Origin of the sequence: Prevotella merdae (assembly GCF_900290275.1) — a bacterium.
Classification (GTDB): Bacteria; Bacteroidota; Bacteroidia; order Bacteroidales; family Bacteroidaceae; genus Prevotella; species Prevotella merdae.
Genome location: NZ_LT985324.1, coordinates 261,630 through 277,136, shown reverse-complemented (window position 1 = coordinate 277,136; position 15,507 = coordinate 261,630). Strand labels below are relative to the sequence as shown.

The window sequence follows — 15,507 nt, the reverse complement described above, 5'->3', positions numbered from 1 at the left end:
TAAATTGGCTGTACAATCATGGCAGAGTGGGTATGGCAGGGATGCCATACNACTAAATTGGCTGTACAATCATGGCAGAGTGGGTATGGCAGGGATGCCATACCCTCCTACTGATTGCCGCTCATATATAAAGATAAATATGAACACATACTTAATAATAGAGTTTGTATCATTGATTACTGCGGAGGCCGGAGACCTCCGCTACGATAAAAATATGTAATTTATTCCTTATTATTTTTGTCATTTTGTAATTATTTACTACCTTTGTCCGCCAGATAGTAATCTATATTAATAATCAACCATTACGTGACAGAAATAATAAAACCATTACACATGAGAAAGAATAACAGATTTGGGGCAATACTCATGGCAGTATTGCTGTTCGGTTTTGTAGCCAATGCGTTTGCCGATTCCAACGAACGCCTTATCTACTCGCTCGACCGTGGCTTCGGTATCACCGGAAACCGTGGCAACATAGGCACTCCACTCAAGCAAGACTACGATGTGGCTATACGTATCAACGACAAGCATTTTGTTGGTATGACCATTGCTGCCGTGCGTGTGCCTATCGACACCATGAAGAATCTTTCTGGACTTAAGGTATGGCTGTCGAAAGAACTTAAGCTCGAAGTGGTGGACGGCAAGAAGATTAACAAGCCTGATATCATGTCGCAGGACGTAGACATAGCGCAAGGATGGGTGGAAGTGCCATTGGCTAAGCCTTACACCATAACCGACGAGGGCGTGTATGTGGGATACTCGTTCAAGATGGACGAGATGGACAACTCCAACAAGCGCCCTGTGCGCATAACAACAGAGTTGCACGATGGCGGTCTATTCCTTCATACATCACGTAGCTACCGTAGTTGGACCGACGTTAGCGACCAGTGCAGCTCTACCATGCAGGTTCTGCTCGACGGAGCACCTAAGTATGCGGCCTCGGTACTCGCCGGCTCTACATCCTATTTCGGAGCTACCGGCATCACTAACCCTTTGACTTTCTATGTTGAAAACCACGGTGCCACTGGAGTGAAGTCGATTGACTATACCTACGAATACAATGGCAACACATACACTGGACAAGAGACTTTCAGCGATGAGCTGTCTTCGGTGTATGGCGTGCAGACATCATTCGAGATAGAACTGCCCGTTGTCGACAAGAAAGACTATTATCCCGTGCAACTTAAGATTACTAAGGTGAACGACAACACAAATGAGGATGCCGATAACCAACTGACACAACAGGTGTGCATATTCGACAAACTGCCTAAGCACCGTGCCCTGCTTGAGGAGTATACTGGCACATGGTGTGGATATTGTCCACGTGGATACGTGGGACTTGCTGCCATGAACCGACTCTATCCCGACGATTTCATTGCCCTATCCTATCACAACTCAGAGTCGGAGAAGAAACCCGACCCTATGGAAGTGATGCCCGGATCGGATTATCCCAGCAATATCACCGGTTTCCCGTCGGCTTGGCTCGACCGCACTTATCAGGTGGATGCCTATGGAGGATTTGATGCCTCGTCAAACCAATTGGGTATAGACAAGGCATGGAAGGCAGTAAGCGGTCTACTTGCCGAGGCTAACATCGATGTTAAGGCTGAGCTTAACGCCGACAAAACTGCTGTAGAGGCTAAGGCTTACGTCAACTTCCCACTCGAAATAAACAATGCACGCTATGGTGTGGAATTTGTTCTTGTGGCCGACGGACTTAAAGGAACCGCCGATGGTTGGACTCAGAAGAACTATTATGCTAAGGGCAAGAACGGTACCGACTTCTCTGAACCTGAGTTTGAGCAGTTTATCAAGGCCGATGGCAATATTAGTGGTCTGGTTTTCGACGATGTGGCTATTGCCACAACACGTCTTACGGGCGAAAACCAATATATGCCTGAGACTATTGAGGAAGACAAAGTGTACGAGTTGCCTGCTACTTTCAAGCTTGCAAAGGTTAAAAATACATCGGGCGAGAATATTGTGCAGAATGCCGACAACCTGCGTGTTGTAGCTGTGCTTATCGACTATAACGACGGCACTGTGGTTAACGCAGCCAAGACATTGCGTATGGGCGAGGCTACTGGCATAAAAGGTTTGGATGCCGATGAGGACAGCACGCCTGTTGCAATATACGATCTCTCGGGCCGCCGCCTAAACTCTTTGCAGCAAGGTCTGAACATCGTTAAGACTGCCAACGGACGTACATCAAAGATTATTGTAAAGTAACGAACATTCATCATTTAAAACATACCGCTTATGAAGACACTTTTACTAGCAGCTGCCACGTTAGTATCGGCAGCGTCATTCGCGCAAACCACAGCCTCTTCCCTAAAACAGCCTAAGAAGACGCAGCTTGTAATAGGCAAGACAACCGTTCCCGCCTCGTTGCTTAAGGCGGCAAGCAAGGCTCCAGAGATGATTACCAAGCAGCCTGAAGGAAAGCTATACAAGGACATGTATGGCTATTCGGAAGGTTTCGTATCACAATGGGGTGCTATCTATGAAGATGTAAGAGACGGTGTTGCACGCGACTTTGTTGTGGGCAACGACGGAAGCTACTACATGAAGAGTCCTATCAGTGCACAACCTACCGACTCGTGGATTAAGGGCGACAAGGCTGAGGGCGACACTATCGTGTTTAAATTGCCGCAGCAAATCTATACGCTCGACAATGGCGACGGCAATCCCATTAAGTATTATGCAAGCCGACTTGTATATCAGCAGGTTGACGGCGAGAACCAATATGTGCTCGACGAGAAGTCGCAGGATATTAAGTTTGTATGGCGTAACGACTCACTCATCAAATGCGACAAGGATGCCCTGCTGGGTATGACAAGCGAGGCTGGCGATTGGAACGGATTGGGCGACCTTGTAAGCGAGACTACTATCTGCCCGTTCAGCAACGAGGCTCCAAAAGACTTGTCTAAGGCCACAAAGTATATCTTTACATTCCACCCAAGCGAGCGCACTACTACACAGCGCATATCGCAGGTGGTGATAGAGGGAGACGACTTCTATGCCAACAATATTGACGCCAACATACCTGATGCATGGATTCATGGCAAGATAAATAATGGAAAAGTGGTGTTCAGCGGTGCGCAGTTCCTTGGACTCGACAAGAATGCGTCGCAGTTCCGATTCAACTTCCCAGCTAATGTATACTATGATGATGAGACCTACATGACCGAATACAAGACTATGGATGAGGTATCATTCGACTATGATGCTGCTACCGGCAACCTCTCCAACTGTCAGTATGGCTTTATGTCGAACTATGGCTATCGCCTTATAGCACTTGAGATGCAGGTTATGATGCAACCAACATTCGAGGCATGGGATGGTGTAATAGCTCGTCCGCAGAACCCTAATATATTGCAGTATTATCCAGCAGAGACAGCAAGTGGATGGGTTGTCTTCGACTTGCCACGCAATAATGTAGAGAATAGTTTTATGGATCAGAGCAATGTATACTACAACATCTACTTCGACGACGAGCTTGCAACATTCTATCCTGACCAGTATCTCGGTATAGAGAAGGAGATGACAGATGTACCTATTGACTTCAACGATACCCAGCGTTATGACTTCCAGACATATGGATCGCAGCATCGCGTTGTAATCTACGACTCTGGCATTAGCCGTGTAGGTGTAAGAGCTGTGTATGTAAATGGCGATGAACGTCTATATAGCGACATTGTATACAGCGATGGAACCGTAATATCTGGCATCAAGAACGCTTCTGCCGATGCCAAGACAAAGAGCATTAGCTACTACGACCTTAGCGGACGCATGATACAGAATCCTAAGCACGGTCTGTTTATTAAGAAGACTGTCATGAGCGACGGTTCTGTTAAGACAAGCAAGACAGTGGTAGAATAAAAGAAAGTCACTTCGCTACCCTATCGCTTTAGTGACATAACATAGCAATGCGCCATGTAAGGCATGGATCTTGAACAATCCACCTTACAGGGCGCATTTTATTTGGCTCATCCTACATTTGGAGCGATTTTTCAAAAAAGTATTTAGAGCCTTATAACTAATCATAACTTACTATGACCAACCAAACATAAAGTTTTGATTTTCAATACTCTTTAATTTTTAACACTTTCTGAGTAGTTTTTGTCAGTTCCCGATTTCCCACATATTTTTGCAGCGTATTTCTACCGTGGAGAATTTGCGGAGCTTTTATTTTGTCATATCGTGAACGTAGTTGACAAGGGTTTACGAGTGACTACAATGGATGACATATTTGAAGTTGATAAGCAAAAAGCGTTATATCGTGGACTGGGTTGACAAAGGTTGTCCTCAGCAGCCAACTACTGGTCACCCGACGACAAACCGAGCGCAATCAAACTTGTTTGAATTGCCGAGGTGCGAAGGAGAAAACCGAAAGGTAACTTTTCGTGCTTCAATCCCCACAGCCTATCGTGATCGGAAGATAAAGGAGAATCCAAATGGTTTCTTGGAGTACATAATAAACATACGACATGAGGCTGCTTTTATGGGCAACCTCATTATTTATGAGATTATAGTTTGATTGATTCAAGAATCATCTTAGCTTTGTTTTCGTCTATATAGATATAATTTCCTCCTATTGGAAATATATCAAAGAAATGTTTCGCAATATATGAATACACAACTTTGTTATCTTTGATAATTCCAACAGTCCACTCAAAATCTATAGAGCGAATGATAGGTTTCTTATCTCTTAGAAAGTTTTATGACCAACTATAAAATGGTTTTGTGTTAGTGTCGGCATAACAATCGCTCCAAACAACAAACCTAATTTTTGCATTACTATTTTGTTTACGCGTATCAACCAATATTTTGACCATGGAAACTTCATCAGATTTATTTTTTTCTCTCTTTTGTATAAACCCCATGGATATTCCTAACTTATATGATTCTCTACACACATTCCACAATTCAGCAACTAAACAGCCTCGTTTCTGATAGTGTTTAATTGCACTTTTGTGTAAGTATGTTGCTAATCCCAATCTCAAAAAGTTAGGATTAACGCAAACAGCACGAAAAGTTATTTTTATTCCATCTTTTGGTGGAGAAAATGTTAAAAATGCAACAGTTTTTTCTTTATGCCTAATTACAAATACAGTATGCTCTACAAAAGCATCATGTATGAAGCTATTTAGATTATGGTAAAGGGCATAACCTTTAAGTTCTTTATGGTTGTTATAAGCATCAGTCAACCACTCTGAAATATATTCAAAGTCATTCATTGTCGGCTTCTTTATTGAATGGAAGTGACTTAGTGGTATCTTTTTTATGTTCTTACTCATGTTTATATCAATATATAAATGTTAAAAATATATTTAGATTGGATGTTTTACTACAATTTCGTTGTTATTCAAATATATTACTGTAATTTTGTTCGCAAAATTATCAAATATTATTGGTGTGTCAAAGAAATAATGGAATAATCATCATAATAATAAAATAATGAGTCATAATTTTTGCTACAACTACAGTTTTCTATCTGATTGGATGAAAGCCAACCCACATATTAAACGCATGGATTTATTAAACACATTAGAAATGTGCGATTATGGGACATTGGCGAAATGGCTTAATGGTGTCACTATGATGCCATTGACTCAGATTATGAAATTTTGTAACCGATACAATGTGCCCATTACTGCATTTTTCTATGATGAACTCGCGGATGATAATTCTGTTTTTTCACCTCTACATATTGATGCTATGATAGAACCTGCAAATGGGTGGCCTGATTCAAATCGTAAAGCGGGTATAAAAGTGTGTGATCCACGCTCAACAGAACACATTGTTTCCAATTTGCCTAAATATGTACGATTAGCAGCCAACATACAATCAAAAAAAGAAGATACTACACAACAACATCCTGTGAATACAACAGCCTTTTGTCCTCTTTGTGGATCAAAAGTGAGAGTTGGAGTTGTGCTTATGGCAGAATAAAATGGTTTATACAATAAGTAAATAAAATATGGAATTACAAGATATTATCAACAAGATTGATATTTGGCAAGAGTGGCATGATAATTATTGCTACTTTGTGCCAAAATTCATAGAGAGTGCCAAGTCTTGCGAAAATTGGAAAGACTGGAACAAAGATTTGTTTCATGAGTTTTTTGAACGAGGAGGTGACCAATGTGTATCTTCCTTACAACAAGGTTATTTTACAAAAGAAGAACAGTTTAAGATAAAAGAAGATTGGAACGAATTGGCTCCAATGCTGAAAAATATAGCCGAAAGTCAAGATGAACCACTATGGGATATCTACGATAAGATAAAATCGTTTCTTAGAGAACGAACCAATCAGGATAGAAAAGCTGCGACCAACCGTCTGATTGCTTCATTACAACCAAACTTGCTTTGTACAATAGTACAAGAGAGCTGTTTAAAGGAAACCTTTAATCGTATGCGAGATGCGGGGTTAAAAGATGTTCCAGAATTTGATTCTTATAGTTGGTTCAAAAGCAGTTATCTTCTTTTGGCTTACTTCAAAGACAAATTAAAAAGCTATTCAGCCTATGACATTTGCACTTACCCATGGCAGGTTCGTGAATATCTTATATATTTATCAAAAAAACAAATACATTGTATGGAAAATATCCAATCATACATAAATCTTCTTAAGGCGAATAAAAACCTTGTTCTTACCGGTGCTCCAGGTACTGGCAAGACGTATCTCGCTAAAGAAATAGCAAAAGCTATGGATGCAGAAGTAGAATTCGTTCAATTTCATCCGTCTTATGACTATACTGATTTTGTGGAAGGATTGCGTCCAATAAAAGGCTCCAATAATCAAATATTTTTCGAACGTAAGGATGGTGAATTCAAAAAATTCTGCAAGGAAGCAATCATAAACAAACCAGTTGATAATGATGAATTTCAAAGCTATTGGATAGAATACTTATTAACTATACCATCACAAATTACGATTTCAGGTATCTTTAACATATATTTGAGCAGAAATAAAGAATTGACAAGGTTGGATATTAACGACATAAGGTATTTTGAATCAGAACACATCCATTCAAACTCATATACTTATAGTTGTGACGATTTAAAGAGAATTTACGATAAGAGTTATTCACCTGAAGATTTTGGTGGAAATGCTTACTTTATAAGATATGGTGAAATAATAATTTCCGACATGGAAAAAACTATTGGGCTTCCCTCAAAACACTCATGTTCAGGAGGGGCTTATGTGTTCATCATTGATGAAATCAATCGTGGCGAGCTGTCCAAGATATTTGGTGAACTTTTCTATGCTATCGACCCTGGCTACAGGGGCGAGAAAGGTAAAGTAAAGACACAATATCAAAATCTCATTAATAAGGATGATGTCTTTGTTGATGGATTCTTTGTACCAGAGAATGTATATATTCTTGCAACAATGAACGATATCGACAGAAGCGTAGAAAGTATGGACTTTGCCTTGCGCAGACGTTTCGCATGGAAGGAGATAAAGTCAGAAGACCGTTTAGAGATGCTCTCAGAAAAACTCGATCATGAAATTTGCGAAAAAGCAAAAAGAGTGATGAAAGCCTTGAATGAAGAAATATCAAAAACTCGTGGTCTTGGTTCCGCATATCAAATAGGACCAGCTTATTTCTTGAAGTTGGATAAAGAACACTATAATGGCGATTTTACCGCATTATGGGATATGCATATTGAAATTCTCCTCAAAGAATATCTTCGTGGTTATAGCAATACAGATGCAAAGGTAGAAGAATTTAAGAACGTATATTTCGAATCGCTGAACGGAATAACTGTAGATGTTGCTGACTAATGATAACAATTCCAGATAATAACTATAAAGGAAAGGTCTGCCCTCTTCATGAAGCAGCAGACCTACTTCCTATTGCCAACAAACCCATCAGACAACTATGTGAGGAAAATGAGCATCTGCTTATTTTCCCATTGAGCATAGACGATACTGATGACAGAATTGGCGATAGCACGATTGTTGACATCTATGCAGAAGACGAAAACTCTATCAGAATAAAGTCTGGAAATATAATGGGGTTTGTAGGACGCAAGAACCAGCAAATGAAGATATATTCACGTTTCGACAATCAGGAACACGATTACTTTCTTCACTATATGCTGCAGAAAGTCTTTTCATACAACATCTTTAATTTGGATTTTACATCATCAGAAGATAATGTTTTCGAATTCCTTGTGTACATGTTCCCAGCTATGTTGAAAAAAGCTATGCGTCAAGGTATATACAAAGAATACAGAAGATTCAGACACAACGACGCAAACGTACGTGGCACGATAGACATAAGTCGTCATATTAGGGAGAATATTCCTTTTCGAGGAACTGTTGCATACAACACAAGAGAATTCAGTTTTGACAATTCGGTAACAGAACTTATTCGTCATACAATAGAATACATAAAGACAATACCTTCTGGTGATATAATCTTATCGTCTGACAAGACTGTTGAAGACTGCATGAAGAAGATAGTTTCATATACTCATTCTTACAATCATTCAGAAAGAATAAAGATTATACAGGACAACCTACGCCCTCGCATTCATCCTTTTTATAAGGAATACACAGCTTTACAAAAACTATGTGTTCAGATCCTTCGTCAGGAAGAAATCAAGTACGGAACTGACGATGACAGGATTTACGGAATCTTATTTGATGGGGCATGGCTGTGGGAAGAATATCTAAACACTCTCTTGTGTGAAAAAGGATTTATACATCCCGAAAATAAGTTAGGAACAGGAGCTATCTATCTCTTTGAACATGGAGGACAAAGATTCCCAGATTTTTGGAAACAAGATATTGTCCTGGATGCAAAATACAAAAAACTTGCCATTAATGGGAACCGTCTTGATATTGAACGCGATGATGTCCATCAGATTATGGCATATATGTACAGATTAAAAGCATCTAAAGGCGGCATTGTATGTCCTTATGATGGTGAGAAGAATAAGATAATTTCTCAAAATATGCATAAGGATAGTTACTTAGGTTCTTTGTCGTTGTACGCTTTGGCAATACCAAAGAATTGTAGTTCGTATGAAGATTTTACAAAATGTATTATTGAGAATGAAAGGACCTTATTGGAAGAATTGTCATAATCATTCTCCATATATAATACGAAAACTCGGGGCTTGTCAGAAAACATCAGCCAATATGTCAAAACCATAGTGCATGATACAAGAAACCATGTCAACGATGGCATGAAATGTGTCGGTAAGGGATAGTGGTATGAAGATTGCATAATTCATTATCAGAAGACGGCAGAAACAGCGTGCACGGCTGATTCCATGAGAATTTTTATCGGAAACAACGTAGAGATGGCATAAACAATCTATTTAACGCAACAGAAAATGGAGTTTCCACAGTATTCATCTTAAAACTTTTATCAAACTACGAGCGAAATTTGAACTCTTAGCTTGGAGCGTCTAAACAACGGCGCACATTTTCTGTTCATTTCAAACGTGTAGACTCGTGCTGAGGCCGAGGCGAATGTAAAGAGTAAGCTCAGCGTACTGATTGTCTCGCTAAAGGCTGTTCATGGCTTCAGGAATCTGCCTGTGGAGAATATGGCAAAAGCAGCAAAGGTACTGACGCAACACATCAAGGACTATGCCATCGACCCAAAGATGCAACTTGACAAGGAAACGAGACACTAGTGATTATTAAATATGAATATGTCAAAGAAATCCACTTTACGTGGTGCATGGGTGAACCATCTTCTCTGCATGGCAAAGATGGGCAACACCAAGTATATGACTACTAATTGTTGCGCAGTTCTTCTTCTGTTGGCATATAAGTCATATACTTGGCTGCAAACAGCTGATTGTTGTCGTGAAGAACAGAATAACGCGCTATCGTATTGTCGGTATCAGTGCAGAGCAGCACTCCAATAGTAGGAGCGTCATCAGAACCTTTGATAAGGTCATCGTACATTCGTACATACATATCAAGCTGACCAATATCTTGGTGTGTGAGTTTATGTGTCTTAAGCCTGGCATTGGGGTCTGAAACAGAAAGTATGCGGCGTATATGCGACCAACTAAGATTGTGAACACACGTGTTCACAATCTGTATGTCAGGAAAAAGGAGATAGAAACGCTTGTAGTAGTCTAAATTGCGTTTATTATAGCTCGCACCATATTTACAGCAGACTTTCCTGCCGCAACATAGGCTTCCTTTCTGCCTGTTTCAATGATATTGCAAACATCATTTACAAGTGAAGCCATATCATTGTTCTGTGAATTTTTCTTTACTTTATAGTCCAGATTGTTTGTTTTCCTAATTGTTCCTCTTTTCCTCACTAACCGCCTTAATCTCGTCAGCAAGGACTTTCTGTAATTTCTCTTTCGGTACTATCAGCTGATAAATAGCAGATTGTGCGACCACGGCAAAAGTGCTACGCTCCGCAGCACTTTCTCATCATGCCCAGCGTAACGCTCATAAAATTTTTTCATGTTCCAAAGTTGACGTGGTGAAACGCCCATCTTTGGATAGCGTTCTTTCAGGTCTTCCGACAATCTTCTTACTACGCTGTCGCCGTATCCACTTTCAATCTTGCGTTCATGAAGCATTTAACCAATCTCCCAATAGGCAGTAGAGACATAGCCATTGACATGTCGGGCTATCTCCGTCCGTGCGTGCTCAATTACTGCGACAGCGCGTCGCAGTATCTCTGCATAATCACCACTCCCTATTAAGAGCTTGTTGTCTTTATTGTCTGTTGCCATTTTATCAGTCTATATTATCTTGTCTGAGAAGGTCTGTCACTTCCACTTCAAGCAGTTTGGCTATCTTCATAAGATTGCCCAAATCTGGCTGACAAGTATTAGTACACCATTTTGATATGGTTGTTTTATCCTTTCCCAGTTGTTCACCAAGCCATTTGTTCGTTTTCTTTTTTTCAGCAAGAACAACTTTTAGCCTGTTTAATTCTTTATTTGCCATATTCAGATGCAAATTTGAATACAAAGATAATTATAATACTTCACAATTCCTCATAAACGCAGTAATATTTACGCTTATTTAGCAACTTGATGAAAAATACTCACCACAAGTTAAGTCGAATACAAATAGTCACCAAAAGTATAACAAATAGTTACCAAAAGTAATATATATTACTTTGCCATTTAATATATATTACTTTGCCATTTAATATAATATACTTGGGCATTTAATATNTAGTTACCAAAAGTAATATATATTACTTTGCCATTTAATATATATTACTTTGCCATTTAATATAATATACTTGGGCATTTAATATAATATACTTTGCCATTTAATATAATATACCTTATAAGCGAGACAGAATTAATGGTATCCAATGATAGCTCCTTCATCACAGCACATTAAAAGTTAAAGGCTCTTCGACAGTGCGTGCCTTATAATCTTCGTATAGCATTTTGCGCATTTTCTCCACCAACTCCTTCTTTTGCGCCTTGGCTGAGCTCCAACGTCTTAATGCTTCTTCTCTTGTAATCTTTTCCATATTATATAGGTAATGATTTGACATGCGTTATCGCTGCAAACTTATTATAATCCATAAAAACAAATAAACGGTGCAGATTTTGTGTAAACATATTTAACGGCTGAACATTAGCTATCAAAGCATATAGCTCCACTCCCTATGGCGAAGGGGTTGGGGGTGGGGCTAAGTGGAACTAAAAAAAAGGCTTGCACCCTATTGAGCGCAAGCCTAATATATAATAATGTATAAGGGGAGTAGCATTAATAGTCAATGTTTGTCCTTGTGTAGTTGGTTGATTATTCTCCACTACATCGTCCGATGAGCACGCAGCCAACAGCGCGAGTGCTAATGGCGCATACATCAAACTTGAAAGTTTGTTTTTAATGTTCATGTTAGTAAAATGTTTTTAGTTTGGTTATTTATTTGTATTTAATTAGTAATCGGTAGTTTTGAAACAAATCTTTATATTTTTTTAGATTTTGCTTGTAAGATATAGGTTTATTTTGTATATTTGCGTAATACTTAGAAACAATCCATGTAAACGCACCGTTTATTCGGTTGCAAATTTAAAAAGACATTACCATAAAACAACAATAAATGCGTACAATTATATTCAAATTACGTACAAAGAATGAAGAAACATGCAGAAAACCGCTAAAAATGTTGACTATGTACACAATATGAACAATTATGTACATACATACACACGCACGAGGCAAAACATGTTTAATTTTGCAAGCACAATTGCCTATGCAAGCAGTTTGACATGAAAACAAATGATTAATTCATTAAAGAACAACAATAAAAATCTTTAAACCTATCAAGAAATGAAAATTAGATTCAAGACCGAAACAGTCAAGTCATGGGCTATTTTGCTTCTGATGTTGATTTCCGTGTCCGTAGCTAATGCGCAAGACAAGGTATCGGGAGTTGTTAAAGACGACACTGGCGAAACTATGCCTGGTGTTAGCGTCACAGTGAAAGGCAGCAAGAGCGTTGGTGCCGTTACCGATATTGACGGTAACTTTACCATCAGCGTAAGCCGCGGTGCTGTGCTTACTTTCTCTTTCCTTGGCTATAACCCACAAGAGGTTAAGGCTACTCCAGGAAAGCAGATGATTATCACCATGCAGGAAGACAATAAGACCCTTAACGAGGTTGTCGTTGTGGGTTATCAGCCAGTTCGCCAGCGCGACCTCACCGGTGCTGTATCTAAAGCCGACGTTAAAGGCTTGACCAGCACTCCAGTATCATCATTCGACCAGACTCTTGGTGGACGCCTTGCTGGTGTAAACGTATCTTCTAACGAAGGTATGCCTGGTGGTAAAATGAATATGGTGATTCGTGGTAACAACTCGCTTACTCAAGAGAACTCTCCTCTGTACGTTGTAGACGGTTTCCCAGTGGAAGACGCTTCTGTTGCATCAAGCATCAACCCGCTTGACATCCAGTCGGTAAACGTATTGAAGGATGCCTCGGCTACCGCTATTTATGGTGCACGTGGCGCTAATGGTGTTGTTATCATCACTACAAAGAGTGGCCAGGAAGGCAAGCCTAAGGTTACATACGATGGCAGCTACGGATGGCAGAAAATCTCTAACAACATCGATATGATGAATGCTTACCAGTTTGTTGAGCTTCAGAACGAGATGTATCCTAAGGAGATGCAGACAAAGTATCTTGCCAACTATGAGGGCAAGCAGTGGACATTGGACGATTACAAGAACATCGCTCAGTACAACTGGCAAGACATGATTTTCCAGACAGCTCCTATCCAGAACCACAGCATCGGCCTTACCGGTGGTAGCAAGGAGGTACGCTACAACGCTTCTATCTCTTACTTCGATCAGGACGGTATCGTTATCAACTCTAACTACAACCGTTTGCAGGGTCGTATGGGTAGCACATACAAGAAGGACAAGTTGAAGATTAACCTCAACGTTAACTACTCTCGTACAAACCAGGATGGCGCTTCGCCTTCGCAGCAGTCGTACACTGGTATGAACAACCTCTTCTATAGTGTATGGGGTTATCGTCCGGTAACACAGCCAGGTTTGCCTCTTACTTCATTGCTCGAGAATGCAACTGACGACGACGTAAATGGTACAAACGACTATCGTTTCAACCCATACATGGACCTCAACAACGCTTACAACCACACATTGAACCAGTACACACAGTTCAACGGATACTTGGAGTATGAGTTTATGAAGGGATTGAAGCTTAAGGTTTCGGGTGGTTTCACCGACAGCCGTTACAACAACGACAACTTCAACAACTCGAAGACTCGTTACGGTAGCCGCCTCTCTAATGATAAGGTAAACGCGCGCGTGGTACGCTCGTCTCGTGCTACATGGCTTAACGAGAACACCCTTACTTATCAGACAAACATCAAGAAGAAGCACTTCTTCAATACTCTCCTCGGATTCTCTTTGCAGAACTCTGACTACGACTACTATTCGTTCAAGACTATCCACATTCCTAACGAGAGCTTAGGTATGGCAGGTATGAGCCAGGGTACTCCTACTACAACAGTATCAACCAAGAGCTCATGGTCTATGATTTCGTACTTCGGACGTTTCAACTACAACTACTACTCAAAGTATTACGCAACATTTACAATGCGTGCCGATGGTTCTTCTAAGTTCCGCAAGGGCAACCGCTTCGGTTACTTCCCTTCAGGTTCTTTGGCATGGAATGTGGCTGAGGAGAACTTTATGAAGCCTCTTCGCATGTATATTGACAATGCCAAGATTCGTCTCTCTTGGGGTCTCACCGGTAACAACCGTGTAAGCGAGTATGCATCTTATGGTCTTATGGATGTACAGAAGTCTTGGAATGGTCAGGTAACTCTTGGCAGCATCCCAAGTGGTGTATATCCTTTGAACGGCAACCAGAGCAACGTAGGTATGGTACCTACTACAGTTCCTAACAAGGACCTTAAGTGGGAGACAACAGAGCAGTGGAACCTTGGTTTCGACCTTAGCTTCCTCCAGGAGCGTATTGGTTTGACAGTTGACCTCTATCGCAAGAACACCCGCGACCTATTGCTTAACTCTAACTTGCCATTGTCTTCGGGCTTCGTAAGCGCAATGAAGAACATCGGTAAGGTGCGCAACCAGGGTATCGAGCTTACACTTAACACTACAAACATCAAGACTAAGAAGTTTGAGTGGACCAGCAACTTCAACATCGCATTCAACCAGAACCGCGTAACCGAGCTTGCTGAGGGACAGAACGCATTGCTTACTGCAGCACAGTTCGACCAGAACTTCAACCAGCAGTCAAGCTATATCGCTATCAAGGGCAAGTCGATGGGTACTATGTACGGCTACATATACGACGGCACATACAAGCTGGACGACTTTGACAAGAGCGGCAATACATACACACTTAAGGCAAATGTGCCTCACTTCTCAGGCGAGAACAACACACAGCCAGGTATGCCTAAGTATCGTGACATCAACGGCGACGGTGTAGTTGACAGCAACGACTGCACAGTAATAGGTAACGGTCTGCCTACACATACAGGCGGTTTCACCAACAACTTTGCATATGCAGGCTTCGACTTGAGCATCTTCTTCCAGTGGTCGTATGGCAACGATATTCTCAACGCCAACCGCCTCTTCTTCGAGAGCTCATGGAACACATCACGCGACTTGAACCAGTTTGCAAGCTATGCCAACCGTTGGACATTCGAAAACCCAACAAGCGACATCCCACGTGCAATCAACTCAGCATCTAATAAGGTGTTCTCTTCACGTATCATCGAGGATGGCTCATTCTTGCGTCTCAAGACCTTGACATTGGGTTACACATTGCCTAAGGCAGTAGTTACACGTCTGCACATCGATAACCTCCGCGTTTACTTTGCAGCACAGAACCTCTTCACAATCACCGATTACAGTGGCTACGATCCTGAGGTTTCTATCCGTAACAACGCCCTTACACCGGGTCTCGACTTCTCTGCTTACCCACGTGCTCGCCAGTTCAGCTTCGGTTTGCACATAGGATTCTAATCTGAATAAAAACT

General features: G+C 40.9%; 12 protein-coding genes and 2 pseudogenes. 8 read left to right on the top strand and 6 right to left on the bottom strand.

From position 1 onward, the window contains the following. Positions 1 to 333 precede the first annotated feature (333 nt). From C9991_RS07505 to C9991_RS17340, 3 genes and pseudogenes are all read left to right on the top strand, one after another. The gene (locus C9991_RS07505) at positions 334 to 2,229 is read left to right on the top strand and encodes a hypothetical protein (protein ID WP_157949399.1); all 1,896 of its coding nucleotides are present in this window, start codon (positions 334 to 336) and stop codon (positions 2,227 to 2,229) included. Positions 2,230 to 2,259: 30 nt separating this feature from the next. Beyond that, positions 2,260 to 3,882, top strand: a complete 1,623-nt coding sequence (locus C9991_RS07500; RefSeq protein WP_106811963.1) for a hypothetical protein — start codon at positions 2,260 to 2,262, stop codon at positions 3,880 to 3,882. Positions 3,883 to 4,402: 520 nt separating this feature from the next. Continuing rightward, positions 4,403 to 4,486, top strand: a pseudogene (locus tag C9991_RS17340) (site-specific integrase); the annotation flags it as partial. Positions 4,487 to 4,721: 235 nt separating this feature from the next. Here the strand turns inward: C9991_RS17340 and C9991_RS07490 are convergent. Next, positions 4,722 to 5,240, bottom strand: coding sequence for a GNAT family N-acetyltransferase (locus C9991_RS07490; RefSeq protein ID WP_157949397.1), 519 nt, complete (start codon positions 5,238 to 5,240; stop codon positions 4,722 to 4,724). A gap of 220 nt (positions 5,241 to 5,460) precedes the next feature. Here C9991_RS07490 and C9991_RS07485 point away from each other — a divergent pair, with 220 nt between their 5' ends. The 4 genes from C9991_RS07485 to C9991_RS17160 all read left to right on the top strand — a co-directional run bounded on the left by C9991_RS07485 (position 5,461) and on the right by C9991_RS17160 (position 9,663). Further along, positions 5,461 to 5,955, top strand: coding sequence for a hypothetical protein (locus C9991_RS07485; RefSeq protein WP_157949396.1), 495 nt, complete (start codon positions 5,461 to 5,463; stop codon positions 5,953 to 5,955). A 28-nt stretch (positions 5,956 to 5,983) separates the two neighbouring features. Beyond that, positions 5,984 to 7,795 carry an McrB family protein gene (locus tag C9991_RS07480; protein WP_232823280.1) on the top strand — a complete coding sequence of 604 codons (1,812 nt, stop codon included), beginning with the start codon at positions 5,984 to 5,986 and terminating at the stop codon, positions 7,793 to 7,795. Beyond that, on the top strand, positions 7,795 to 9,105 hold the full coding sequence (locus C9991_RS07475; protein ID WP_106811959.1) for a 5-methylcytosine restriction system specificity protein McrC: 1,311 nt from the start codon (positions 7,795 to 7,797) through the stop codon (positions 9,103 to 9,105). Before C9991_RS07480 ends, C9991_RS07475 begins: the two co-directional genes overlap by 1 nt. A 414-nt stretch (positions 9,106 to 9,519) precedes the next feature. After that, positions 9,520 to 9,663, top strand: a complete 144-nt coding sequence (locus C9991_RS17160; protein WP_368356637.1) for a DUF6261 family protein — start codon at positions 9,520 to 9,522, stop codon at positions 9,661 to 9,663. A 103-nt stretch (positions 9,664 to 9,766) separates the two neighbouring features. Here C9991_RS17160 and C9991_RS17290 read toward each other — a convergent pair. The 5 genes and pseudogenes from C9991_RS17290 to C9991_RS07455 all read right to left on the bottom strand — a co-directional run. After that, a pseudogene (locus C9991_RS17290) lies at positions 9,767 to 9,997 on the bottom strand (PDDEXK nuclease domain-containing protein); the annotation flags it as partial. Between the two features lie 365 nt (positions 9,998 to 10,362). Beyond that, positions 10,363 to 10,578, bottom strand: coding sequence for a DUF1016 N-terminal domain-containing protein (locus C9991_RS17000; RefSeq protein ID WP_232823278.1), 216 nt, complete (start codon positions 10,576 to 10,578; stop codon positions 10,363 to 10,365). After that, positions 10,579 to 10,734 carry a hypothetical protein gene (locus C9991_RS16995; RefSeq protein ID WP_232823277.1) on the bottom strand — a complete coding sequence of 52 codons (156 nt, stop codon included), beginning with the start codon at positions 10,732 to 10,734 and terminating at the stop codon, positions 10,579 to 10,581. 4 nt (positions 10,735 to 10,738) lie between these two features. Beyond that, positions 10,739 to 10,951, bottom strand: coding sequence for a helix-turn-helix transcriptional regulator (locus C9991_RS07460; protein WP_106811958.1), 213 nt, complete (start codon positions 10,949 to 10,951; stop codon positions 10,739 to 10,741). A gap of 394 nt (positions 10,952 to 11,345) precedes the next feature. Beyond that, positions 11,346 to 11,495 (bottom strand): protein tyrosine phosphatase, encoded by a 150-nt coding sequence (locus C9991_RS07455; protein WP_106811957.1) that lies wholly within the window; start codon positions 11,493 to 11,495, stop codon positions 11,346 to 11,348. Between the two features lie 806 nt (positions 11,496 to 12,301). On the opposite strand from C9991_RS07455, the gene C9991_RS07450 reads away from it, so the two are divergent. Continuing rightward, complete coding sequence (locus C9991_RS07450) at positions 12,302 to 15,493, top strand: SusC/RagA family TonB-linked outer membrane protein (protein ID WP_106811956.1); 3,192 nt, start codon at positions 12,302 to 12,304, stop codon at positions 15,491 to 15,493. Positions 15,494 to 15,507 lie beyond the last annotated feature (14 nt).